The organism is Burkholderiales bacterium (assembly GCA_035518095.1).
Taxonomy (GTDB): domain Bacteria; phylum Pseudomonadota; class Gammaproteobacteria; order Burkholderiales; family JAHFRG01; genus JAHFRG01.
Window position 1 is genome coordinate 36,192 of the sequence record DATIXX010000074.1, and the last position, 23,193, is coordinate 59,384.

The 23,193-nt window shown below is 55.6% G+C and carries 18 protein-coding genes; 11 read left to right on the top strand and 7 right to left on the bottom strand.

Annotated elements, in window-relative coordinates:
• Positions 1-11 precede the first annotated feature (11 nt).
• Both VLV32_11885 and VLV32_11890 read left to right on the top strand, forming a co-directional pair.
• Complete coding sequence (locus tag VLV32_11885; protein HUL42584.1) at positions 12-1,100, top strand: efflux RND transporter periplasmic adaptor subunit; 1,089 nt, start codon at positions 12-14, stop codon at positions 1,098-1,100.
• Complete coding sequence (locus VLV32_11890) at positions 1,097-4,195, top strand: efflux RND transporter permease subunit (protein HUL42585.1); 3,099 nt, start codon at positions 1,097-1,099, stop codon at positions 4,193-4,195. Before VLV32_11885 ends, VLV32_11890 begins: the two co-directional genes overlap by 4 nt.
• Positions 4,196-4,328: 133 nt before the next feature.
• Here VLV32_11890 and cynS read toward each other — a convergent pair whose 3' ends face one another.
• The 6 genes from cynS to hrcA all read right to left on the bottom strand — a co-directional run bounded on the left by cynS (position 4,329) and on the right by hrcA (position 10,913).
• The gene (gene cynS, locus VLV32_11895) at positions 4,329-4,772 is read right to left on the bottom strand and encodes a cyanase (protein HUL42586.1); all 444 of its coding nucleotides are present in this window, start codon (positions 4,770-4,772) and stop codon (positions 4,329-4,331) included.
• Positions 4,773-4,856: 84 nt separating this feature from the next.
• Positions 4,857-5,975 (bottom strand): molecular chaperone DnaJ, encoded by a 1,119-nt coding sequence (gene dnaJ, locus VLV32_11900; protein ID HUL42587.1) that lies wholly within the window; start codon positions 5,973-5,975, stop codon positions 4,857-4,859.
• A 164-nt stretch (positions 5,976-6,139) separates the two neighbouring features.
• Positions 6,140-8,086, bottom strand: coding sequence for a molecular chaperone DnaK (dnaK, locus tag VLV32_11905; GenBank protein HUL42588.1), 1,947 nt, complete (start codon positions 8,084-8,086; stop codon positions 6,140-6,142).
• A 63-nt stretch (positions 8,087-8,149) separates the two neighbouring features.
• Positions 8,150-8,719 carry a nucleotide exchange factor GrpE gene (gene grpE, locus VLV32_11910; protein ID HUL42589.1) on the bottom strand — a complete coding sequence of 190 codons (570 nt, stop codon included), beginning with the start codon at positions 8,717-8,719 and terminating at the stop codon, positions 8,150-8,152.
• A 67-nt stretch (positions 8,720-8,786) separates the two neighbouring features.
• On the bottom strand, positions 8,787-9,887 hold the full coding sequence (gene hemH / locus VLV32_11915) for a ferrochelatase (protein ID HUL42590.1): 1,101 nt from the start codon (positions 9,885-9,887) through the stop codon (positions 8,787-8,789).
• A gap of 6 nt (positions 9,888-9,893) precedes the next feature.
• Positions 9,894-10,913, bottom strand: coding sequence for a heat-inducible transcriptional repressor HrcA (gene hrcA, locus VLV32_11920; protein HUL42591.1), 1,020 nt, complete (start codon positions 10,911-10,913; stop codon positions 9,894-9,896).
• 327 nt (positions 10,914-11,240) lie between these two features.
• Between hrcA and VLV32_11925 the strand changes: the two genes are divergently transcribed.
• The 4 genes from VLV32_11925 (at position 11,241) to VLV32_11940 (ending at position 15,059) form a co-directional block, all read left to right on the top strand.
• A complete protein-coding gene (locus VLV32_11925; GenBank protein HUL42592.1) occupies positions 11,241-12,185 on the top strand; it encodes an NAD kinase in 945 nt (314 codons plus the stop codon).
• Positions 12,186-12,187: 2 nt separating this feature from the next.
• Positions 12,188-13,864 carry a DNA repair protein RecN gene (recN, locus tag VLV32_11930; GenBank protein ID HUL42593.1) on the top strand — a complete coding sequence of 559 codons (1,677 nt, stop codon included), beginning with the start codon at positions 12,188-12,190 and terminating at the stop codon, positions 13,862-13,864.
• 58 nt (positions 13,865-13,922) lie between these two features.
• The gene (locus VLV32_11935; GenBank protein HUL42594.1) at positions 13,923-14,669 is read left to right on the top strand and encodes an SDR family oxidoreductase; all 747 of its coding nucleotides are present in this window, start codon (positions 13,923-13,925) and stop codon (positions 14,667-14,669) included.
• Positions 14,670-14,852: 183 nt separating this feature from the next.
• Positions 14,853-15,059 carry a cold-shock protein gene (locus tag VLV32_11940; protein HUL42595.1) on the top strand — a complete coding sequence of 69 codons (207 nt, stop codon included), beginning with the start codon at positions 14,853-14,855 and terminating at the stop codon, positions 15,057-15,059.
• A 234-nt stretch (positions 15,060-15,293) separates the two neighbouring features.
• Here the strand turns inward: VLV32_11940 and fur are convergent, their stop codons facing one another.
• Positions 15,294-15,722 (bottom strand): ferric iron uptake transcriptional regulator, encoded by a 429-nt coding sequence (fur, locus tag VLV32_11945; GenBank protein HUL42596.1) that lies wholly within the window; start codon positions 15,720-15,722, stop codon positions 15,294-15,296.
• Positions 15,723-15,798: 76 nt separating this feature from the next.
• Here fur and bamE point away from each other — a divergent pair, with 76 nt between their 5' ends.
• From bamE to greA, 5 genes are all read left to right on the top strand, one after another.
• On the top strand, positions 15,799-17,136 hold the full coding sequence (gene bamE, locus VLV32_11950; GenBank protein ID HUL42597.1) for an outer membrane protein assembly factor BamE: 1,338 nt from the start codon (positions 15,799-15,801) through the stop codon (positions 17,134-17,136).
• Between the two features lie 119 nt (positions 17,137-17,255).
• Positions 17,256-18,062, top strand: coding sequence for a 4-hydroxy-tetrahydrodipicolinate reductase (gene dapB, locus VLV32_11955; GenBank protein HUL42598.1), 807 nt, complete (start codon positions 17,256-17,258; stop codon positions 18,060-18,062).
• Positions 18,063-18,173: 111 nt separating this feature from the next.
• Complete coding sequence (carA, locus tag VLV32_11960) at positions 18,174-19,322, top strand: glutamine-hydrolyzing carbamoyl-phosphate synthase small subunit (GenBank protein HUL42599.1); 1,149 nt, start codon at positions 18,174-18,176, stop codon at positions 19,320-19,322.
• 62 nt (positions 19,323-19,384) lie between these two features.
• Entirely contained in the window at positions 19,385-22,597 is a 3,213-nt protein-coding gene (gene carB, locus VLV32_11965; protein HUL42600.1) for a carbamoyl-phosphate synthase large subunit, read from the top strand.
• A 94-nt stretch (positions 22,598-22,691) separates the two neighbouring features.
• Entirely contained in the window at positions 22,692-23,171 is a 480-nt protein-coding gene (greA, locus tag VLV32_11970; protein ID HUL42601.1) for a transcription elongation factor GreA, read from the top strand.
• Positions 23,172-23,193 lie beyond the last annotated feature (22 nt).

The following is a 23,193-nucleotide window of genomic DNA, read 5'->3' on the forward strand; positions in this document are numbered from 1 at the left end:
CGATTGGGGCAATGACAGCTGTCACCCTGGCCGCCTGCTCAGGTCAGGATTCCGAGGCCAAGCAAGGCAAAGCGGAGGTGCCGGGGGTGCCGGTCATCGTAGCGACTGTGGAAAAGAAAAACATGCCGGTGCGCATCCAGGCCTTCGGCAATGTCGAACCCTATGCCACGGTTGCGGTGAAAGCACGGGTGGACGGCCAAATAATCAAAGTGTATTTCAAAGAAGGGCAGGATGTGCGCAAGGACGAGCCGTTGTTTGAACTCGATCCACGTACCTTCGAAGCGCAGTTGCACCAGGCGCAAGCGAATTTACTGCGCGACCAGGCTCAGCTTGAAAACGCCAGTGCGCAGGAGCAGCGCTATAAGGATCTACTGCACAAAAATTTCGTTTCGAAGGAATTCTACGCGCAAATCCGCACCACCCTGGAAGCTGCACAGGCGACGGTCCGGGCCGACCAGGCGGCTGTGGAAAATGCCAGGGTTCAACTGGGGTATACCAGCATCCGTTCGCCCATCAACGGCCGCACGGGCAGAATTTTGATTCAGGAAGGCAATCTGGTAAAGGCCAACGATACCAATCCGCTGGTTGTGATCAATCAGATCATGCCGATTTACGTAAATTTTTCGGTGCCGGAACAGTATCTCGGCGAGATCCGCCACTATCTGGCGCAGGGTACGGTTTCCGTTGATGCGACGCTGCCGAATACGAGCATGCCGGCGGTAATCGGCAAACTCGCATTTGTTGACAACACAGTGGATCCGGCGACCGGCACCATCCGGCTCAAGGCAGTGTTCGATAACAAGGAAAAAATTCTTTGGCCCGGCCAGTTCACCAACGTCGCGTTGACCTTGTATACGCAACCGGACGCCATCGTCGTGCCAAGCCAAGCGGTGCAAACCGGACCAAAAGGCCAGTATGTGTTCATAGTCAAGGCCGATCTCACCACTGACACGCGCGCCGTTGTGGTGGCCCGGACGGAAGGAGCGGAAACTGTCGTGGCAAAGGGACTCAAGCCGGGCGAGCTCGTGGTAACCAACGGGCAGTTGCGTTTGACGCCGGGCGTAAAAGTGCAACTACAGAAAGCGCAAGCCGAGTCGTGAACATATCGGAATTATTCGTCCGGCGCCCGGTCATGACCATCCTGGTGATGCTGGGCATCCTGCTGTTTGGTTCTATCAGCTACCGCCTGTTGCCGGTAAGCGCTCTTCCCAACGTGGATTTCCCAACCATTCAGGTTAACGCGGATCTTCCGGGAGCGAGCCCGGAAACCATGGCTTCCTCCGTGGTGACGCCCCTGGAGAAGCAGTTCTCAGCGGTACCGGGTCTCGATTCTATGAGTTCGGTGAGCGCGCAGGGCACCGGCCAGATCACGTTGCAGTTTTCGCTGGATCGTAATATCGATGCGGCGGCACAAGATGTGCAGGCGGCGATATCGCTGGCGCAGAAACAACTACCGCCTTCAATGTCGACCCCACCTTCATACCGCAAGGTCAACCCGGCGGACGCGGCCATTTATTACCTGGCGCTGAGTTCAAATACATTGCCGCTTTCGACGGTCGATGAATACGCGGAAACACTGATGGCGCAACGCATATCCATGATAAGCGGCGTGGCGCAAGTGCAGGTTTACGGCGCGCAAAAATACGCGGTGCGCGTGCAGCTTGATCCGAGCGCCATGGCGGCGAAAGGCATCGGAATAGATGAAGTTCAACAGGCGCTGGAACAGCACAACGTCAATCTGCCGGTTGGAATACTGTATGGCCGTCACCGGGCCGTGACCATCCAGGCGAGCGGCCAGCTGAAGAACGCCGCTGCCTACCGGCCGATGATTGTTGCTTACCGCAACGGCGCGCCGGTGCGGTTGGATGAATTGGGCCGGGTTATCGACAGCGTGGAAAACGACAAAGTGGCCGCCTGGTATAACGGCGTGCGCGGCATTGTGCTGGCGATTCAACGACAGCCTGGGACGAACACCATCCAAGTGGTCGATAACATCAAAAAACTACTACCGGAATTCCGCGCCAATATGCCGCCCGGCATCAAACTGTCGGTGCTTTACGACCGATCCGAATCCATCCGCGCATCAGTCGACGACGTGCAATTTACACTTATGCTGGCGCTGGCACTGGTGGTAATGGTGATTTTCCTTTTTCTGCGCAACTTGTCCGCGACCGTAATACCCAGCATGGCCCTGCCTTTGTCGATTGTCGGAACATTCTCCGTCATGTATTTGCTCGGCTACAGCGTTGACAATCTGTCATTGATGGCGCTCACCCTGTGCGTGGGTTTCGTGGTGGATGATGCGATTGTGATGCTGGAGAACATTACCCGCCACATGGAAAATGGCGAAAGCGCCTTGCAAGCCACTTTGAACGGTTCGAAAGAAATTTCCTTTACCATTTTATCGATGACGCTGTCCCTGGCAGCGGTCTTTATTCCGGTGCTGTTCATGGGTGGAGTGCTGGGCAAGCTGCTGCACGAGTTCGCAGTAACCATTATCACCGCGGTGCTGATTTCGGGTTTCGTGTCTCTTACCCTCACGCCCATGTTGTGCAGCGGATTGTTGCGTCCCGCGCATCAGCAGCACGGCCGTTTGTACGCAGCAAGCGAAGCGTTTTTCGAAGGAATGAAACGTATCTACGACTTAAGCCTGAAATGGACGCTCAGACACCAACGCTTCACCATCGCGATCTTTACCGCGATTGTCGTCATTACGGGCTGGCTGTTCGTGGTAATGCCCAAGGGTTTTTTGCCGAACGAGGACACGGGACAGCTTTTCGTATTCACTGAGGCGGCGCAGGACATCTCTTTCGACGCCATGGCTAGGCAGCAGCAGGCGGTCGCCGAAATCATTCGCGCCGATCCTAATGTGGGATCCATCATGTCCTTTATCGGTGCGGGCGGCTCCAGCCAGTCGCTGAATCTGGGGCGCATATTCATACGTCTAAAACCGCGCAGCGAGAGATTGAGTGCCGATAAGGTCATTCAGGAATTGCGGCCGCAAGTAGAGGGAATTCCCGGAATCAAAGTCTATCTGCAGAACCTGCCGGTCATTCGCATTGGCGGCATGCTGACCAAGAGCCAATATCAATATACGCTTCAGGACGCAGATACGGACGTGCTGTACCGCTGGGCGCCGCTGATCGAGGACAAACTCAAACAGCTGCCCGGTATTCAGGATGTCACCAGCGATCTGCAGATCTCAAACCCGCAGGTTATAGTGGAAATTGATCGCGACAAGGCTTCAGCCCTCGGAGTGACTTCACAGCAGATCGAGAACGCGCTCTACGACGCCTATGGTTCGCGACAGGTGTCCACCATTTACACGCCAAGCAACGAATACTGGGTGATCATGGAACTCGAGCCGAAGTATCAGCGCGACAGTTCCGCGCTCTCCATGCTTTATATACGCTCGAGCAGCGGCGCGCTGGTGCCGCTCAGCGCGGTTGCGCGCTTGCGTCCCGGCGTAGGCACACTGACTATCAATCACCTGGGGCAGCTCCCCGCGGTGACCATTTCATTCGACCTGCGGCCAAACGTTTCCCTGAGCACCGCGCTGCGGCAAATCGAGAATGTCAAAAACGAAATCGGCGCTCCGGCAACGCTCACCGCGAGCTTCCAGGGTGCGGCCCAGGCGTTTCAGGCGTCGCTGCAGAACATGGGCTATTTGCTTGCTGCAGCGATTTTGGTGATTTACATCGTGCTCGGCATTCTGTACGAGAGTTTTGTTCATCCGCTTACCATCCTTTCCGGATTGCCGACCGCGGGGTTGGGGGCGCTGATCACGCTGCTGCTGTTCCATTACGATCTTGATATGTACGCCTTCGTCGGCATCATCATGCTGGTCGGCATCGTGAAGAAAAACGCCATCATAATGATTGACTTCGCCATCGGAGCGCAGCGCGCCGGCAGCAAGCCGTTGGATGCGATTTACGAAGCATGCGTTGTGCGCTTCCGCCCGATCATGATGACCACCATGGCGGCGCTGTTCGCGAGCTTGCCGATAGCGCTGGGGCTGGGTACAGGGTCCGAGGCGCGCCGCCCCTTGGGGCTCGCGGTCGTGGGCGGCCTGCTGGTGTCGCAGCTCCTCACTCTCTACATAACGCCGGTCATCTACCTCTATCTGGAATCGTTTCACAACTGGGTTGCGCAAAAGCGCGGCAAGCGTCGCGTCGAGCTGGGAACAGCGACTTGAGCAGAAGTTGTCAGACTATGCTGGCAGGCAAATCGCTTTGCTGTAATGGGCCCCATGCAGTCGCCGCAATGCACGTCAGGCGAGGTGCAAAACCTGCGCTTGTCCACAGTTCGCCCACGAGTGCGGTGCTGACTTAGAACGTCTTGTAAGGAAGGTATTTTCCGCTCATTACTACGTTTACGCGGTCGCCCTTGGGATCGGGTTCGCGCGAGATCTTAATGGTGAAATCGATTGCACTCATGATGCCGTCCCCGAATTCCTCGTGAATGAGTTCCTTTAGGGTGGTGCCGTACACGTTGACGATCTCATACAAGCGATAAATCAACGGGTCTGACGGTACGGCGCTGGGCAGCGAACCCTTGTAAGGCACCTGCTGTAACAGAAGCACGGCTTCGTCGCTGAGTCCCAGAACTTTTCCCGCCGTTTCTGCCTGTTTCTTGGTCATTGCCATCTGCCCGAGCAGGGCAGCCGTTGACCACTCCTTGCTTTGGCCGACGGCCTCGGCGATTTTGGCCCAGGTCAGGCCTTTACGGTTCTTGGCGCCAATGACCTGTTCTGTTACGTCGCTACGCTTCATAGATTTTCCTCCGTTGGTATCTTGATTTGACTGGGTCAATATAAAAGCCGGTGACGTTATGCCTACCGCTGATGCACTCCTTGTTCATTGCGCGAAAAATTCCTTGACCTTATCCATCCAGGATTTTGCGCGCGGATTGTGGCGCCCGCCGTCGCGTTGGTTGATGCTTTCCAGCTCTATAAGAAGCTCGCGCTGACGCGAAGTGAGATTGACGGGTGTTTCCACTACCACGTGACACAATAAATCGCCGTACGATGTATTGCGAACACCCTTGATGCCTTTGCCGCGAAGACGGAAGACCTTGCCGTTTTGCGTTTCCGCCGGAATCCTGAGCTTGGCGGACCCGTCCAGCGTCGGAATTTCAATTTCTCCTCCGAGCGCCGCCACGGTGAAGTTGATCGGCATTTCGCAATGCAGGTCGTTATGGTCACGCGTAAAAACCGCATGCTCCTTTAGATGAATTACCACGTACAGATCGCCGGCCGGACCACCGCTAACGCCGGCCTCGCCTTCGCCGCTCAAACGGATTCGGTCGCTGTCGTCTATCCCGACCGGAATCTTTACCGACAAGGTCTTATGCTGCTTTACGCGGCCCGCGCCGTAACATGTCGGACATGGCTCCGGAACGACCTTGCCGCTGCCATGGCATCTCGGGCAAGTCTGCTGAATAGAGAAAAACCCCTGCTGCATGCGCACCTGACCGTGGCCGCCACAGGTGGAGCACGTTTGCGGCTTGGTGCCGGGCTTGGCGCCGGAACCATGGCAAGTTTCGCATAACGCCATCGTTGGAATGCGAATTCGGGTTTCGGTGCCGCGCGCTGCTTCTTCCAGAGTAATTTCAAGGTTGTAACGCAGATCGGCGCCGCGGTAGGCTCCGGAGCGGGCACGCGCGCCGCCAAAGATATCGCTGAAAATATCGCCAAAAGCATCGGCGAAGCCTCCGAAACCCGCGCCCATTCCGCCCATGCCTGCTTGCGCTTCTAACCCGGCGTGCCCGAACTGATCATATGCCGAGCGCTTTTCGGGGTCGCCGAGGATTTCGTAAGCCTGTTTGGCTTCCTTGAACTGCTCTTCGGACTTCGGGTTGTCCGGATTGCGGTCCGGATGATGCTTCATCGCCAACTTGCGATAAGCTTTCCTGATTTCCGCTTCCGAGGCATCGCGGTTGACACCAAGCACTTCATAGTAATCGCGTTTGGTCATGTTTGATCTTCACCGCAGCAACGCGGACGTACAAAATAAAGACAATCTATTTGCAGCCCGAATTTAGCGCTTCTCTGTATTTTCGTCGCCCCATAAAACTCACGCACAAGGCACCGTGAAGTCCCAATCTCCCGGCGTCCCTGGGCCTCTGCGGTCACAACCCGCTATTTCTTGCTGTCTTTTACTTCTTCGAACTCAGCGTCCACAACGTTACTGTCGTCCGATTTTTTACCGCTGTCTGCGGAAGCAGTAGCTGTTTGGCCCTGTTGAGCCTGTTGCGCTTGTTGCGCTTGGCTCTGGGCGTAGATGTGCTCCGCCAGCTTGTGCGAAGCTTCGGCCAATGCCTGGCTCTTGGTCTCGATTTTCGCCTTGTCGTCGCTTTTCAGAGCGGCTTCGGCGTCCTTCAAAGCGGCTTCGATCTTGGCCTTTTCGTCGGACGAGAGTTTTTCACCATAGTCCTTCAGCGATTTTTTAACTGAATGGATAAGGGAATCGCACTGGTTACGCGCGTTCACAAGTTCCACTGCCTTGCGGTCTTCTTCAGCGTGCGCTTCGGCATCCTTGACCATGCGCTTGATTTCCTCTTCCTTGAGGCCGGAACTTGCCTTGATGGTGATCCTGTTCTCCTTGCCGGTCGCCTTATCCTTGGCTGAAACGTGCAAGATGCCGTTAGCGTCGATGTCGAAGGTGACTTCAATCTGAGGAAGCCCGCGCGGCGCCGGCGGGATATCGGCCAGATTAAACTGGCCGAGACTCTTGTTGCCGGTGGCCATCTCGCGCTCGCCTTGCAGTACGTGGATGGTCACTGCGGTCTGGTTGTCGTCCGCGGTGGAGAAGACCTGCTGCGCCTTGGTCGGGATGGTGGTATTTTTTTGGATGAGTTTGGTCATCACGCCGCCCAGCGTTTCGATGCCCAGAGAAAGCGGCGTGACATCCAGCAGCAGCACGTCTTTGACCTCGCCTTGCAAAACGCCAGCCTGAATCGCTGCGCCAACCGCAACCGCTTCATCCGGATTCACGTCCTTGCGCGGTTCCTTGCCGAATATTTCTTTCACCTTTTCCTGCACCTTGGGCGTGCGTGTCTGGCCGCCGACCAGTATCACGTCTTCGATTTCGGATAATTTCACCCCCGCGTCCTTGATGGCGATCTTGCACGGCTCCACGGTTTTTTCAATCAGTTCTTCAACCAGGCTCTCGAATTTGGCGCGGGTTATTTTAATATTGAGGTGTTTGGGTCCGCGCGCATCCGCCGTGATGTAAGGCAAATTAACTTCAGTCTGCTGCGTGCTGGAAAGCTCGATCTTGGCTTTTTCGGCCGCTTCCTTGAGGCGCTGCAGGGCCAGCACATCGTTGCGCAGATCTATGCCTTGGTCTTTCTTGAATTCGTCGGCCAGGTAATCGATTACCCGCTGGTCAAAATCCTCGCCTCCGAGGAACGTATCGCCGTTGGTGGACAGAACCTCAAACTGATGCTCGCCCTCGACTTCGGCGATTTCGATGATAGAAATGTCGAACGTACCACCCCCCAGGTCGTAGACCGCAATCTTGCGGTCGCCTTCTTTTTTGTCCAGGCCGAAAGCAAGCGCCGCAGCAGTCGGCTCGTTGATGATGCGCTTGACCTCAAGGCCGGCGATGCGTCCGGCATCCTTGGTCGCCTGGCGCTGCGAATCGTTGAAATAGGCCGGGACGGTGATGACTGCTTCATCGACGTTTTCGCCGAGGTAGTCTTCCGCGGTCTTTTTCATTTTTATCAGTACCTGGGCCGATATTTCGGGCGGTGCGATTTTCTTGCCGCGCACTTCAATCCAAGCGTCGCCGTTGCTGTTCTCGACGATCTTGTAAGGCATCAGATTAATGTCCTTCTGCACCTCTTTTTCGCCGAAGCGGCGGCCGATCAGCCGCTTGACCGCGTACAGCGTGTTTTTCGGGTTGGTCACCGCCTGGCGCTTGGCCGGCGCGCCGACCAAGATTTCACCGTCATCCATGTACGCGACAATCGAAGGCGTGGTGCGCGAGCCTTCTGAATTTTCGATGACCTTAGGCTTGCCGCCTTCCATGACGGCGACGCAAGAGTTGGTCGTTCCCAAGTCGATTCCGATGATCTTTGCCATGTCGATTCCTTAAGATGAGTAATTACCTATTAGTTTTTAATATCTGGGCGCAACGGCCCAAGTTCAAGCTTTCTTGGGCTTGCCGACCACGACCAACGCCGGCCTGATGACCCTATCGTTAAGTGTGTAGCCTTTTTGCATGACGCTAATGACGGTATTCGGTTCGCCCGCCGACTCCACTGCAGTTATGGCCTGGTGGCGGTGCGGGTCAAACTTTTCACCCAGTGCCGTGATTTCCCGAATATTGAATTTTTCGAATATCGAAATAAGCAGTTTCAATGTCAGTTCCACGCCGCTTTTGAGACTTTCCAAGGTTGCATTTTCACTGGCCAGCGCCGCTTCCAAGCTGTCCTTAACCGCCAGTATCTGGCCGGAGAAGTTCTCTATCGCGTATTTGTGCGCATTGGCGATGTCCACCTGGGCGCGTTTACGGATGTTGTCGGCTTCTGCGCGCGCCCGCAGCCACGCATCGTGGTGCTCCTGTGCGGCGAGCTCGGCTTTCTTGAGCATTTCTTCCAAGCTGGGCGTGGTTTCGGGCGTTGTCTCGGGGGCCGCCTGTTCAGCCTGTTGCTCGACTGTTTCAGGTTTTTCCTGAATGAGCTCATGTGACTGATTGTGTTGTGAATCTTGCATACACTCCTCCGCTTTATTTGTAACATGGGGCCGCTTGCGACCATTTCAAGCGGTTACAGAAAGATGTTCAGGCTTTGGCGCCTAACGCAACTGCCCGTTCGCGGCTCAAACGGCCGGCGACTTGAGCTGCCTGCGCATCGTATCTGACCGAGACCCAACCCTGCAGATTTTCCAGCGCGATTTGGCAAAGTGCGTGTATCCAGTCGGCGCGCTCATTGAGGCAGGGAATGTAATGAAACTCCGTACCGCCGCTGTTCAAGAATGCAGCCTTGCCTTCGATGGCGATTTCTTCCAGTGTTTCCAAGCAATCGCTGACAAAGCCCGGGCACACCACATCGACACGCTCGGTATGCTGTTTGCCTAGCTTATGCAGGACTTCCATGGTGTAAGGCTTCAGCCACTCCGCGCGTCCAAAGCGCGATTGAAAACAAACTTGGTAACGTGGCTCCTCCCAACCCAGCGCCTCGGCGAGCAGCCGTGCCGTTTTCTGACATTCGCAATGGTACGGATCGCCTTTATCCAGCGTGTAGCGCGGCACTCCGTGAAAACTGATAACAAGCTTGTCGGGACGACCATTTTTCATCCAGTAGTCATTAACGTTTTGGGCCAGTGCCGCGATGTACGCCGGATGGTCGTGATAATGCTTGACGGTGCGCAACGCCGGCGCGTTGCGCGTGCGAAGCAATTCCTGGAATACCGCATCGAAGCTGCTCGCAGTGGTGCTGGCAGCGTACTGCGGGTAGAGCGGCAGCAGCAGAATGCGCTCGCAGTGCTTAAGAGCGGCAAGCGATGAAGCAATCGACGGACTCCCGTAGCGCATCGCGTATTCGATACTCAACGGCGATTTGATCCTCTCCCCCAAATAGCCGCGCAGCAATTTTGTTTGGCGTTCGGTGTGCACCCTAAGCGGCGAGCCTTCGCTCATCCAGATTTTGGCGTATCGTTGCGCAGACTTTCTCGGGCGCATATTGAGGATAATGCCGTGCAGAACTGGTCCCCAGATAACGCGGGGAATCTCGATAACCCGCGCGTCGGACAGGAATTGCTTGAGATAGGAGCGTAACGACCGGGCCGTCGGCGCATCCGGGGTGCCGAGATTGACAAGCAGGATCCCAGTTTGCGCCTGCGTGCCGTGCTGATAAGGGGGTTCCGCGCGGTAGGATGACATTAAATTTTAATGTTGCGAAAGTGCGCTGGTGAGAAGTTTCGCGGTGATGTCTACAATCGGAATGACACGCTCATAGGCCATGCGCGTGGGTCCGATCACGCCCACAGTACCTACAATTTGTCCATCCACCTCGTACGGTGCGGTGACCACGCTGCATTCATCGAGCGGCAGCAAGCCAGACTCGTTACCGATGAAAATCTGCACCCCGTGGGCGCGGCTGCTTACATCGAGCAGCTGCAGCAGCGCCGTTTTCTGCTCGAACAGATCAAAAAGCTTCCGCAGGTGTGCCATATTTGAGGATAAGTCCTGCACGCGCAGCAGGTTGTGTTCACCTGAAATAACATAATCCCCGGAGGACTCGGAGACTGCCTGGCTGCCTACATCCAGCGCTGCGGTCATCAAGGCGCTCATATCGCTGTGCAGCTGCTGGAGTTCTCGTTGGATGTGCTTGCGAATCTCTTCAAAGGTATTGCCGGCAAAATTCTGGTTAAGGAAATTTGCGGCCTGGATTAGCTCGGCGGGTGAATATTTCTTCTCTGTGAGGATGATGCGATTTTGAACATCGCCTTCTGGAGTGACGATGATTAAAAGGATGCGCTTGTCGGATAGGCTTAGAAATTCAATATGCCGAAACGTGGCGCAACGGCGTTTCGGATTTACCACAACGCCGGCAAAATGCGTGAGATCCGAGAGCAAATGCGAGGCGGAATGCACTAGTTTTTGCGTATTGTCGGTTTGTAGCTGGCCTTCGAGCTGGCTGACTTGCGTAACGTCGAGAGGTTTGATGGTGAGTAGCGTATCTACGAAGAACCGGTAGCCGAGCGCGGTGGGTACACGTCCCGCCGAGGTATGCGGACTGGCGATAAAACCCATGTCCTCAAGGTCGGCCATGATATTGCGAATGCTGGCCGAGCTTAAATCCAGGCCTGAATATTTCGAGAGCGCGCGCGAGCCGATAGGCTGGCCCTCGGTGATATAGCGTTCCACCAGAGTTTTAAGCAGGATACGGGCGCGTTCACTCAGCATGACTGGAGCCTCAGATAAAGTTCATGTAACCGCGTTGCCGGCAGAATGGAACCGATGGCTGGGCGCAAGGCTTAAGCGAATAGTTAAGTAGAAGCCATTCGCGAGCCAAGCAACGCCGCCAGCGGCAAATTTCGCCGCAACCCGATAGAACGGGGCTTTCCGTGCGTCAAACTTTGTCGCTCGTCGCTGGTGTGCAAACCCAGCACACCTCGCTCCTCGCTTCGCGTATGGCCCCCGGAAAGCCATCCGTCGCGCCTGCGCGCTTTGTATCAGAGGTTCCTTAATTCTACACAAAGATGCGCGCTAAAAGTGGCGGAAAACGCGTTAATGAAAAAAGCGCTTCTCCCCGGGCGCTTTGCCGTTCACACCTTACCCATCTTTTTATGGTTTAATTTGGGCATGAACGATACCTTCAAAACCATTGCCCTCATCGGCAAATACAAAAGCCCGGAAATCGCCGGGTATCTGCAAACTTTGGCGCGCTACCTGACGGACAGAGGCGCCACGGTGCTGGTCGACCGGCTGACCGCGGCGCACCTCGAAAACAACACTTATCCAGTAATGGCGCTCGAGGACATTGGCAAGCGCGCCAAACTTGCAATTGTAATCGGCGGCGACGGCACCATGCTGAATATCGCCCGTACTTTTGCGCCCCACGACGTCGCCCTGGTGGGGGTGAACCAGGGGCGGCTGGGATTTCTCACGGATATTTCACTGGATACGATGCTCGAGACCATCGGAGCAATCCTTGACGGTAACTATGTCGCCGAACAGCGCATGCTGCTATCCGCCGAAATATTCAGCAGCAACCAGAGCGTGCTGAAAGTGCTGGTCTTCAACGACGTGGCGGTGAGCAAGGGCGCGAAGGGCAGCCTGATAGAATTCGACGTCCATATCAACCAGCAGTACGTGTATACCCTGCGTTCAGACGGCCTGATTGTTTCCACTCCCACCGGGTCCACGGCATACGCGCTGTCGGCTGGCGGGCCGATCGTGCATCCGTCGCTGAGCCTGATCGCTCTGGTGCCGGTCGCTCCTCACACCTTGAGCAACCGGCCCATCATCGTGAGCGGTGAATCTACTGTCGAAATTCTCATGCACGATTCGGGCGACGCGCGTGCGCACTTCGACAGTCATTCGCATTTCGATTTGCGCGACGGCGACAAAATTCAGGTGCGGCGGGCCCCTGCGACGATCCGCCTACTGCACCCGGTGGGACACAATTATTACCACATGCTGCGTGAAAAGCTGCACTGGAATAAAACTTCATAGCTATGTTGCAAGCCCTCACCATCCGCGATTTTGTTATTGTCGATACAATGGAGCTCGAATTCAAAGCGGGCTTTACCGTGTTAACGGGAGAAACCGGGGCGGGGAAATCCATATTGATCGATGCGCTGGCTCTTACACTGGGCGAACGGGCCGACGGTCTGGTGGTGCGTACCGGCGCCGAGCGCGCCGAGATTGCTGCCGAGTTCGATATCGGTAACTTGGACAAGCTTTCCGCCTGGATGCGCGAAAATGACCTGGAAGGCGATTCCGGCGTTTGTTTGATGCGTCGGGTGATCGAAGCAAACGGCCGCTCGCGCGGATTCATCAACGGTCATTCGGCGACGGTGCAGCAGCTGCGCGAGGTTGGCGAGAAACTGGTCGAAATCCACGGCCAGCACGCACACCAGACATTGCTGAAGGCCGAATCGCAGCGTGAACTGGTAGACGCTTACGGCGGATTAAAGGAGCTGGCTTCGCAGGTCGCTGAGCATTTCCATCGATGGCAAAGCTTGCGCAAGCGGCGCCAGGAATGGGAGAGCAACGCCGCCGCCTTCGCGGCTGAACGCGAGCAACTGGAGTGGCAATCGCGCGAACTCAGAACACTGAGTTTTTCACCCGACGAATGGCAAGGGCTGCAAGCGGATCATTCGCGTCTGGCACACGCGGCGGCTTTGCTGGAGGCTGCGGGGACGGCCCTTGGTGTTCTTTCGGAAAACGAGTCAGCGCTCATTCCACAGCTCAATTCGCTGATTTCCCGTTTCGGGAACTTGATTGAGCACGACTCCGGCTTAAAGGAAGTTTTGGATATTCTGGAACCGGCGCAAATCCAGCTGCAGGAAGCGGTGTACAGCATTCGGCATTACCAGGAGAAACTCGATCTCGACCCCGAGCGTTTGCAGCAAGCGGAGCGGCGCATGGAAGCGATTCATTCCGCCGCCCGCAAGTACCGTGTAAAACCGGAGGAAATTCCGGATTTGTTGGGAAAATTCGAACAGCGCTTGGAGGAAATGGGCGGGGTCGGCGGAACTGAAGAACTGAAAGAGCTGGAACAATCCGCGAACAGCGCATACCTAGCCCACGCTAAAAGATTAAGCGCAGCACGCAAGAAAGCGGCAAAATCTCTGTCGCTGGAAGTCACCGAGATGATGCAGAGCCTTGCGATGAGCGGGGGCGAATTTTCGGTATTAGTGAATGCGCTCGAAGAAGGTTCGGCTTGCGGCCAGGAGCATGTGGAATTTCTGGTCAGCGTTCATAAGGACGCGCCTTTGCGGCCGCTCGCGAAGGTTGCGTCGGGTGGGGAATTATCTCGCATCAGCCTGGGAATTCAAGTCGCCACCAGCAGAATCGGGGCGGTGCCGACTCTGATTTTCGATGAAGTTGACGCCGGCATCGGGGGGCGTGTCGCGGAGATCGTCGGCAGGCTGCTAAAAAGACTTGGTAAAGAGCGCCAGGTGCTCTGTATCACGCATTTGCCGCAAGTCGCGGCAGCGGGGGATCAGCAATGGCAGGTGAGCAAATCGTCGGTTAACGGCTCGATCCTCAGCCACATCGACGTGATGGATGAAAAGGCGCGCATCGAAGAGATCGCTCGCATGTTGGGCGGAGTCAAAATCACTGAAACTACGCGCAAGCACGCTGCCGAGATGCTCAATGCCATTGCCAGCGCTTCCAAACGGTAACTCATCATTCGCATGATGGATGCCAATTGCGGCAGGCTTGCATACCGTTATTTGAGTCATGGATAGGGTAATCGTCATTACTGGCGCGGGTCGGGGCATAGGCGCTGCCACGGCACGCCAGGCCGCGCAGCGCGGCTACGCCGTGTGCGTCAATTATATTCATAACAGGGTCGCCGCTGACGCTGTTGCCGGTGCAATCAACCGCGCTGGAGGAAAAGCAATAACCGTGGCTGCCGACGTGGCTTCCGAATCCGAAGTAATTCGATTGTTCGAAACCGTCGACAAAGAATTGGGTCGCATCACCGCCCTTGTCAATAACGCCGGGATTTTGGAGCGGCAAATGAAGCTCGAGGATATGGACGCGGCTCGTCTAAAGCGCGTGTTTGCAACGAACGTTACCGGGTGTTTTCTGTGCGCGCGCGAGGCCGTCAGGCGCATGTCCACCAAGCACGGCGGCGCGGGAGGAGTTATTGTCAACGTGTCATCGTTTGCATCGCGCCTTGGCTCGCCGGGAGAATACGTGGACTACGCCGCCTCCAAAGGTGCGATTGATTCAATGACCATAGGACTGGCCAAGGAAGTCGCCGACGAAGGCATTCGCGTCAATGCGGTGCGGCCCGGTTTTATCTACACCGAGATTCACGCAAGCGGAGGGGAACCGAACCGGGTGGATCGCGTCAAGGAATTGGTGCCGATGAAGCGCGGTGGCACCGCTGACGAGGTGGCAAACGCGATTATTTGGCTGCTTTCTGAAGAGTCTTCATATACGACCGGTGCATTCCTTGATGTTACCGGAGGCAGATAGCGCCCGATGCGGCTGGCGGTCAAATTATTTTGACAAGCAGATCATAAGTAGGCACAATGCCGCACGTTTAGTTTCAAGTTTTGAGAGTCTGAATTGGTTGTTAATTTTCGTTCTTTCCAAGCCTTGAGATTTAGACATTAACCAGGCTTGTCCTGTTTTTTCAATTTAACTAAGGAACGTAAAATGGCAACCGGAACTGTAAAGTGGTTTAATGACGCGAAGGGTTTTGGATTTATAACCCCGGATGTGAGCGGGGAAGATTTATTCGCTCACTTCTCGGCAATCAACATGCAGGGCTTCAAAACCCTTAAAGAAGGGCAGAAAGTGAGCTTCGAAATCGTCGAGGGAAACAAAGGCAAGAAGCAGGCGGCCAATATTCAATCCGCTTAAATCTCTCAAGCATTTCAGCAGTAAGAAGGCCGGGTTAATTCCGGCTTTCTTTTTTTGGTGGAGCGGAGGGTCTTTGCTACCCCCGTAAGGCGCCAGGTCACGAATCTAAAATGGGCAAAGTAAAGCGAGCACAGTTTAAGCGCGCAGCGCGAGCCCGAGTTTGGGGGCCTTTTTTTGGCTATTCTTTGTGGGCGATCTAAGAAGGAGTAACCAGCCGTAGGTCTGCCACCCGCGTCAGGAAGTCCTGTACGGGCAATCGGGTTTGGTGCAGTCGGCGTAAAGATGAAGCGAATGCTCATGGATGGTAAATCCCCGTTCCTCGGCAATTTTGATTTGGCGGCGCTCGATTTCGTCATCGAAAAATTCTTCCACGCGCCCGCATTGTATGCACACCAAGTGATCGTGATGCCCGCCCTGGTTCAATTCAAAGACCGCCTTGCCGCTTTCAAAGTGGTGGCGTATCAATAGTCCCGCCTGCTCGAACTGCGTAAGCACGCGATATACCGTAGCAAGCCCTATATCCAGCCCCTCTTTGATCAGCACTTTATAAACGTCTTCCGCCGTCAAATGGCGTACCGAGCTGTTTTCGAATAAATTGAGGATTTTAAGGCGGGGCAGCGTGGCCTTAAGGCCTATAGTTTTAAGATCGCTTGGTGAGCTCATGATTTCGCTGCATAATAGGAATCCAGATGGGCTATTATAGGCTTATACAGCTCCCTGGTTAAACGGTAATTTTCTGATGCGCTTCGCTATTATCCTGCTCGTTTTGTTCCTCGCCGCGTGCTCAGCGGAAACCCTGGTGACTCCTTACAAGATTGATGTGCAGCAGGGCAACGTTGTGACCGATGAAATGCTGAGCAAGATTAAACCCGGGATGACCAAGGCCCAAGTGCGCTATGCGCTTGGTACGCCGCTGATTGTGGATCCCTTTCACGCCGACCGCTGGGATTATGTATACCGCATGAGCAAGGACGGCAAACTCCTCGATCAAAGCAGGCTTACGGTGGTGTTTGAGGGCGATCAGTTAAAAACCATCGAGGGAGCGGCGATACCGCCCAGCGATAATGTACCGGGTTCGAAATTTTGGGCGCCGAAGGCTGTTCCTGCCTTGGCGTCGGTTCCCGAACAGTCAAACCCAGACAAACGGCCCACGCTGGATCTGAAACAAGTGGAATCTGATCTTGGCGCAACTCCGCAGACGGCGCCGGTAGCGACAGAAGCAGCCAAATCGCCAGCTGACCAAGGCCAGGCGGAACAAGCGAGCCAAACGCAGGTGATAGCCGACGGGCAATCGGCACAGCAGCCCGATCAGACCCAGGCCGACGAGACAAACGAGGCGCAAGCGCAAAAGCCCAAGAGGAGTTTTGGTGAACGCTTCATGCGGTTACTGGGCTTTGGCAAGAAGGAAGAAACACACGGGTCTCAAGCCCAAGAAAAATCTGAGGCAAAATCTGAACAGCAATCTGATCAGAGCCAAGCTGAGCAAACAAACCAAGCGCTAATGGAGCAACCCAAGAGGAGTTTTGGCGAACGCTTCCTGAGTTTGTTTGGCTTTGGCAAAAAAGAGGAGAAAACGCAACAGGCAAAATTGGAAGAGAAACCTGAAACGCAATCCGAGGCGCAGCCTGAATCGCAGCCGGACGCGGAACCTCCGACCAACACCGTGGTGAACGCAGATCGCGAGCCTCCGCCAAAGCGCAGTGTGGGTGAGCGCTTTATGCGCTTGATTGGCTTCCGGGGTCACGAAAACGACGAAGATCCGGCGCCACCCGTGCACACCGAGGTCGATAACAGCGTTCCCACCCTGAGCAGCTTAAGCTTCAAGAGGGTGTGGCGGCAGATCCTGGGTATCGAGAGCGAAAGCGACAGGGAGCAAGCTGCTGCTGCCGGGGACATTGAGCCTGGTGAAAAAGTAAAGACCGCCCCAAAGGGCACGACTTGGCAGCGCTTCAAGCGGCTGATCGGTATTGACAGTGAGGAGACGGAAACAACCTACACGGTGGATGAACCCCAAAATACGCAGACGGACAAGAAGGCAAAACCCGACGCGGCCGACTCGGGTGGGGCCAAGCCGTGAAACGCCAGGGGTGGCGTGCATAATGGTATAGGCAAAGCGTTTCCCCGCCTTTATACGCTACAACTATAAAAGGCCGACGCAAAAAGTCGCCTGAGACGCCGAATAACATAATAATCATCATGACCAAGCTAAATATTGCAGTTGCCGGCAGTTCCGGCAGAATGGGCCGTGCGTTAATAGAAGCGGTGCTACAGGCAAAAGATCTGCGCTTGCACGCGGCGTTCGACATTTCCGGCAGCCCGTATCTGAAAAAGGACGCAGGCGAGCTTTGCGGCATGCCGAGCAACGTACTTATCACCGACGATGTTTGCGGCGGGCTCGATGGAACCGATGTGTTGATAGATTTCACCCGTCCCGAAGGTACGCTAAAACATCTGGAACTTTGCCGGACCCGCGGAGTAAAGATGGTGGTTGGCACAACCGGACTGACTTCGCAGCAGGAGCAGAAACTCAGCAGTGCGGCAAAAGACATCGCATTTGTATATGCGCCGAACATGAGCGCCGGGGTAAATCTGGTTTTCAAGCTCCTGGAGACTACCGCAAAAACGCTGAACCAAGACTATGACATTGAAATTATCGAAGCGCATCACCGTCATAAGACCGATGCGCCTTCGGGCACCGCTTTGCGAATGGGAAAGGTGATTTCGGAAACCCTGGGGCGGGATCTCTCCAAAGCGGCAGTCTACGGCAGGCATGGAATGACCGGCGAGCGCTCTGCCTCCGCCATTGGTTTTTCTTCAGTACGCGGCGGTGATATCGTTGGCGACCACACCGTGTTGTTTGCCGGCAGTGGAGAACGCATCGAAATTACCCATAAAGCGACCAGCCGCGGCACGTTTGCCGCAGGCGCATTGCGCGCTGCGCGCTTCCTCAAGGACAAGAAAAACGGACAGTTCGATATGCAGGATGTACTTGGCCTGCGCTAGCAGCCCGCGTTGATAGGCGCTTGCTGATAGCGTATAATTTTGTAGCTTGAGAAGCGGGATGGGCGCAAAGCCCGTCCCGCTTTCCATATCCACCTGCCGTAGGAGTTTTTTGTGCCGCAATGGAAGCCTGCCGTCCTCGCGCTCGCCGATGGCACCATTTTTCGCGGCATATCGATAGGCTGCGAAGGCGCGGCTGCTGGTGAAGTGGTGTTCAATACCGCAATTACCGGTTATCAGGAAATCCTCACCGATCCTTCTTACTGCAAGCAAATCATTACACTGACTTACCCGCATATCGGCAATACCGGAGTCAACCCCGAGGATACCGAATCGCGCCGCGTGTTTGCCAGCGGCCTGGTGATCCGCGATCTGCCACCGGCTTCCAGCAGCTGGCGGGAAACGCAAACTCTTCCCGAATTTCTCAACAGCCAAGAGGTGGTGGCGATTGCCGGAATAGATACGCGAAAGCTTACCCGCATGTTGCGCGAAAAGGGCGCACAAAACGGTTGCATCATGGCGGGTAATATTGACGAGCAAGAGGCCCTCAAACAAGCGCGCGCATTTCCCGGCCTTGCCGGAATGGACCTGGCCAAGATCGTGAGCTGCGAGCGGCCTTTCGACTGGAATGATGGCGTGTGGGTGCTTGGCCGGGGTTACAACACACCGCAGGCGCCGAAGCACCATGTGGCCGCCTATGATTACGGGATCAAGAACAATATCCTGAGAAAACTGACGGCTCGCGGCTGCCGCGTTACCGTGCTTCCGGCACAAACCGGCGCCAGCGACGCGTTGGCAGTAAGCCCGGACGGGATCTTCCTATCCAACGGGCCGGGTGACCCCGAGCCGTGCGATTACGCCATCAAGGCCATTCGCGAATTCCTCGATGCAGATATTCCCATTTTTGGCATTTGTCTCGGCCATCAATTGCTGGCGCTCGCCAGCGGCGCGAAGACGGTGAAAATGAAATTCGGACATCACGGCGCGAACCACCCGGTACTGGAGCTCGACAGCGGGCACGTCATGATCACCAGCCAAAACCATGGCTTCGCGGTGGATAAAGCAAGTTTACCGCCAAACTTGCGCGTCACGCATATCTCACTTTTCGACGGCAGCCTGCAAGGGCTTGCACGCACCGACAAACCGGCTTTCTGCTTCCAGGGGCATCCAGAAGCCAGTCCTGGCCCTCACGACATGGATACCTTGTTTGACCGATTCATCAAACTTATGGACGAACGAAAAGGGGAATCGCTGAGAAAATGAGCAGCGGAGCGGGCAAAACAAATTGACTCTTTGCCTCTATGCGTGCTCGCGGTCAGTTAAAGATGCCTAGACGCACCGACCTCAAAAGCATTCTGATCATTGGCGCCGGCCCCATTATCATCGGCCAGGCGTGCGAGTTTGACTATTCCGGCGCGCAGGCGTGCAAGGCGCTTAAAGAAGAAGGCTACCGCATAATTTTGGTGAATTCGAACCCGGCAACCATCATGACCGATCCGGAAATGGCCGACGCCACGTACATCGAGCCCATCAACTGGCAGATGCTGGAAAAAATCATCGCAATTGAACGCCCGGGCGCACTGTTGCCCACTATGGGGGGCCAAACGGCGTTGAACAGCGCCCTTGATCTTGCCCGGCATGGCGTGCTGGAAAAGTACGGCGTGGAAATGATCGGCGCGTCGCGCGAAGCCATAGACAAGGCGGAAGACAGGGAGAAATTCAAGTTCGCGATGAACAAGATAGGGCTCGCGTCGCCACGGTCGGCCCTTGCTCACAGCGTGGAGGAAGCCCTGCAGGTGCAGGCGATGGTCGGGTTTCCCACGGTGATTCGTCCGTCTTTCACGCTGGGCGGTACTGGCGGAGGTATCGCCTATAACCTGGAGGAATTCCTCGCTATTTGCGAGCGCGGCCTGGAAGCATCTCCTACCAAGGAACTGCTGGTCGAGGAGTCCGTGATCGGGTGGAAAGAGTTCGAGATGGAGGTCGTGCGCGACCGAAAAGACAACTGCATCATCGTGTGCTCGATCGAAAATTTCGATCCGATGGGGGTACACACTGGCGATTCGATCACCGTGGCGCCGGCGCAAACGCTCACCGACAAAGAATACCAGATCATGCGCGACGCCTCGATCAGGGTGTTGCGCGAAATCGGAGTAGATACCGGCGGATCCAACGTGCAGTTTGCCGTTAATCCCAAAAACGGCCGTATGCTGATAATCGAAATGAATCCGCGAGTGTCGCGTTCCTCTGCTTTGGCGTCCAAAGCGACCGGTTTTCCCATCGCCAAAGTGGCCGCGAAGCTGGCGATAGGATATACCCTTGATGAATTGAGAAACGAAATTACCGGAGGCGCGACGCCGGCGTCTTTCGAGCCTACCATTGACTATGTCGTTACCAAGCTGCCTCGTTTCGCCTTTGAAAAGTTTCCTCGCGTCGACGACCGACTGACTACCCAGATGAAATCGGTGGGCGAAGTCATGGCAATTGGTCGTACCTTTCAGGAATCTCTGCAGAAAGCGCTGCGGGGACTTGAAACCGGAAGCGAAGGACTCGACGAAAAAACCGCTGACCGCGATGTGATTGAAAACGAGTTGGGTCATGTCGGGCCGGAACGCATTTGGTACATCGCCGACGCGTTCCGCTGCGGCATGAAAGTGAATGAGGCGCATGAGCTGACCAGTATTGACCCGTGGTTCCTGGCCCAGATCGAGGATCTTGTAAGGCAGGAACAGTTTCTAAAAGAGAAAAAGCTCGATCAGTTGAGCGAAGTTGAGCTGCGGCGGCTGAAAAGGAGCGGCTTCTCCGATGTGCGCCTATCCCGTTTGCTGAATGCTTCAGAGGTGGCCGTAAGGCAGAAACGCTGGCAGCTTGCACTGCGCCCGGTGTATAAACGTGTGGACACCTGTGCCGCTGAATTTGCCACGCACACCGCCTATATGTATTCGACGTACGAGGAGGAATGCGAGGCGCAACCCACCCGAAAGCGCAAAATCCTGGTGCTGGGCGGAGGACCGAACCGCATTGGCCAGGGAATCGAGTTTGATTACTGCTGCGTACATGCGGCGCTCGCGCTGCGCGAAGACGGCTTTGAAACCATCATGGTGAACTGCAACCCGGAGACCGTTTCGACCGATTATGATACTTCGGACCGACTCTACTTCGAACCGCTCACACTGGAAGATGTGTTGGAAATAGTGCATGTTGAGAATCCGCAGGGGGTGATTGTGCAATACGGCGGCCAAACACCGCTGAAACTTGCGCGCGACCTGGAAGCAAGCCGGGTTCCGATTATCGGCACAACGCCGGATATGATTGACTGCGCGGAGGACCGCGAGCGTTTTCGAAAGATGCTGGATGAACTCAATCTCAAGCAGGCGCCGAACCGCACTGCGCGCACGCCGCAGAAAGCGCTGCGCCTGGCCGAAGAAATCGGTTATCCACTGGTGGTGCGGCCAAGCTACGTGCTGGGGGGACGCGCCATGGAAATCGTGCACCAGCAGGAGGACCTTGAGCGCTATATGCGGGAAGCGGTGAAAGTTTCCAACGATTCGCCGGTTCTGCTGGATCGCTTTCTAAATGACGCTACCGAGGTCGATGTAGACGCGGTTTGTGACGGGAAGGACGTGCTGATCGGAGGCATAATGGAACATATCGAACAGGCGGGCGTACATTCCGGCGATTCAGCCTGTTCACTTCCGCCATTTAGTCTTTCCGAAAAACTGCAGGACGAGTTGCGCCGCCAAACCACTGCGCTGGCGTACGCGCTAAAAGTGGTGGGACTCATGAACGTGCAGTACGCAATTCAGGGCGAGACTGTTTATGTGCTCGAAGTCAACCCGCGCGCCTCGCGCACTGTACCATTCGTATCCAAGGCGACTGGATTGCCGCTCGCCAAAATCGCCGCGCGCTGCATGGTCGGCCGGACCTTAAAACAGCAAGCCGTGACTACGGGTGTAGTGCCAAAGTACTTCTGCGTCAAGGAAGCGGTATTTCCGTTCATTAAGTTTCCGGGCGCCGATACCATTCTTGGTCCGGAAATGAAATCTACTGGAGAAGTGATGGGCGTAGGCGCTACATTCCCGGAGGCGTTCGTGAAATCGCAAATAGCCGCAGGCGAGAAACTGCCTTCGTCGGGCAGGGTTTTCATCAGTGTGCGCAATGCCGACAAGCCCCGCACCGTGGAAATTGCGAAAACATTGCAGTCGCTCGGTTTCAGCCTGGTGGCAACACGCGGCACCGCGGCGGTGCTCGCAACCGCAGGCATCGCGGTGGCGCCGGTCAACAAGGTTGCCGAGGGACGGCCCCATATTGTGGACATGATCAAGAATGGCGAAATCAGCCTCATCGTCAACACCGTCGAAGATAAACGCGCGGTGCACGACTCATATTCAATTCGCCGCGCCGCGCTGCAGCGCAGGGTCGCGTATTACACCACGCTCGCGGGGGCGCGTGCGGCGTGCGCGGGGATTGCGCAAATGGGTGAATTGCGCCCTTACGAACTGCAGGCGCTGCACCGGGGCATCGCTGCACGCCGCTAATCGGCGCGCCAAGTTATTTATTTTTTTTTGCGGCAGCGATATAAAATAGGCGGTAGCGCATTTCAATTCACCCGTTCAATAATGTAGGAACAGTATGACCAACAAAATTCCACTGACTGTAAACGGCGCCGGACAGTTGCGCGGCGAATTGCAGCAACTCAAGACCGTGCAGCGGCCCGCTGTAATAGCTGCGATTGCGGAAGCACGCACGCACGGCGATCTTGCGGAAAACGCGGAGTATCATGCGGCCAAGGAAAGGCAAAGCTTTATTGAAGGACGCATCGCAGAGCTCGAAAGAAAGCTTGCCAATGCCCAGATAATAAATCCCGCGCTCCTGGACGCCGATGGCTCTGTTGTCTTCGGTGCTACGGTGGCGCTGAAAGACCTTGGTGGCGGTGAGAAATTCACCTATCAGATCGTCGGAGAGGATGAAGCGGACATCAAGCAGGGCAAAATTTCCATAAGCTCCCCGATTGCGCGTGCGCTGATCGGCAAATATCCAGGCGATGTTGGCGAAGTTCAGGCACCCAGCGGGACGCGCGAGTATGAAATTCTGGATGTAAAGTATATATAATCGCCGGTATGGGATATCTCGC

What these genes read in the sequence shown, in the direction of transcription:
- VLV32_11885 (HUL42584.1), top strand. Translation starts at nt 12, where the DNA reads ATGACAGCTGTCACCCTGGCCGCCTGCTCAGGTCAGGATTCCGAGGCC.
- cynS (HUL42586.1), bottom strand. Translation starts at nt 4,772, where the DNA reads ATGAAGCGTAGCGACGTAACAGAACAGGTCATTGGCGCCAAGAACCGT.
- dnaJ (HUL42587.1), bottom strand. Translation starts at nt 5,975, where the DNA reads ATGACCAAACGCGATTACTATGAAGTGCTTGGTGTCAACCGCGATGCC.
- dnaK (HUL42588.1), bottom strand. Translation starts at nt 8,086, where the DNA reads ATGGCAAAGATCATCGGAATCGACTTGGGAACGACCAACTCTTGCGTC.
- grpE (HUL42589.1), bottom strand. Translation starts at nt 8,719, where the DNA reads ATGCAAGATTCACAACACAATCAGTCACATGAGCTCATTCAGGAAAAA.
- hemH (HUL42590.1), bottom strand. Translation starts at nt 9,887, where the DNA reads ATGTCATCCTACCGCGCGGAACCCCCTTATCAGCACGGCACGCAGGCG.
- hrcA (HUL42591.1), bottom strand. Translation starts at nt 10,913, where the DNA reads ATGCTGAGTGAACGCGCCCGTATCCTGCTTAAAACTCTGGTGGAACGC.
- VLV32_11925 (HUL42592.1), top strand. Translation starts at nt 11,241, where the DNA reads ATGAAAAAAGCGCTTCTCCCCGGGCGCTTTGCCGTTCACACCTTACCC.
- recN (HUL42593.1), top strand. Translation starts at nt 12,188, where the DNA reads ATGTTGCAAGCCCTCACCATCCGCGATTTTGTTATTGTCGATACAATG.
- VLV32_11935 (HUL42594.1), top strand. Translation starts at nt 13,923, where the DNA reads ATGGATAGGGTAATCGTCATTACTGGCGCGGGTCGGGGCATAGGCGCT.
- VLV32_11940 (HUL42595.1), top strand. Translation starts at nt 14,853, where the DNA reads ATGGCAACCGGAACTGTAAAGTGGTTTAATGACGCGAAGGGTTTTGGA.
- fur (HUL42596.1), bottom strand. Translation starts at nt 15,722, where the DNA reads ATGAGCTCACCAAGCGATCTTAAAACTATAGGCCTTAAGGCCACGCTG.
- bamE (HUL42597.1), top strand. Translation starts at nt 15,799, where the DNA reads ATGCGCTTCGCTATTATCCTGCTCGTTTTGTTCCTCGCCGCGTGCTCA.
- dapB (HUL42598.1), top strand. Translation starts at nt 17,256, where the DNA reads ATGACCAAGCTAAATATTGCAGTTGCCGGCAGTTCCGGCAGAATGGGC.
- carB (HUL42600.1), top strand. Translation starts at nt 19,385, where the DNA reads ATGCCTAGACGCACCGACCTCAAAAGCATTCTGATCATTGGCGCCGGC.
- greA (HUL42601.1), top strand. Translation starts at nt 22,692, where the DNA reads ATGACCAACAAAATTCCACTGACTGTAAACGGCGCCGGACAGTTGCGC.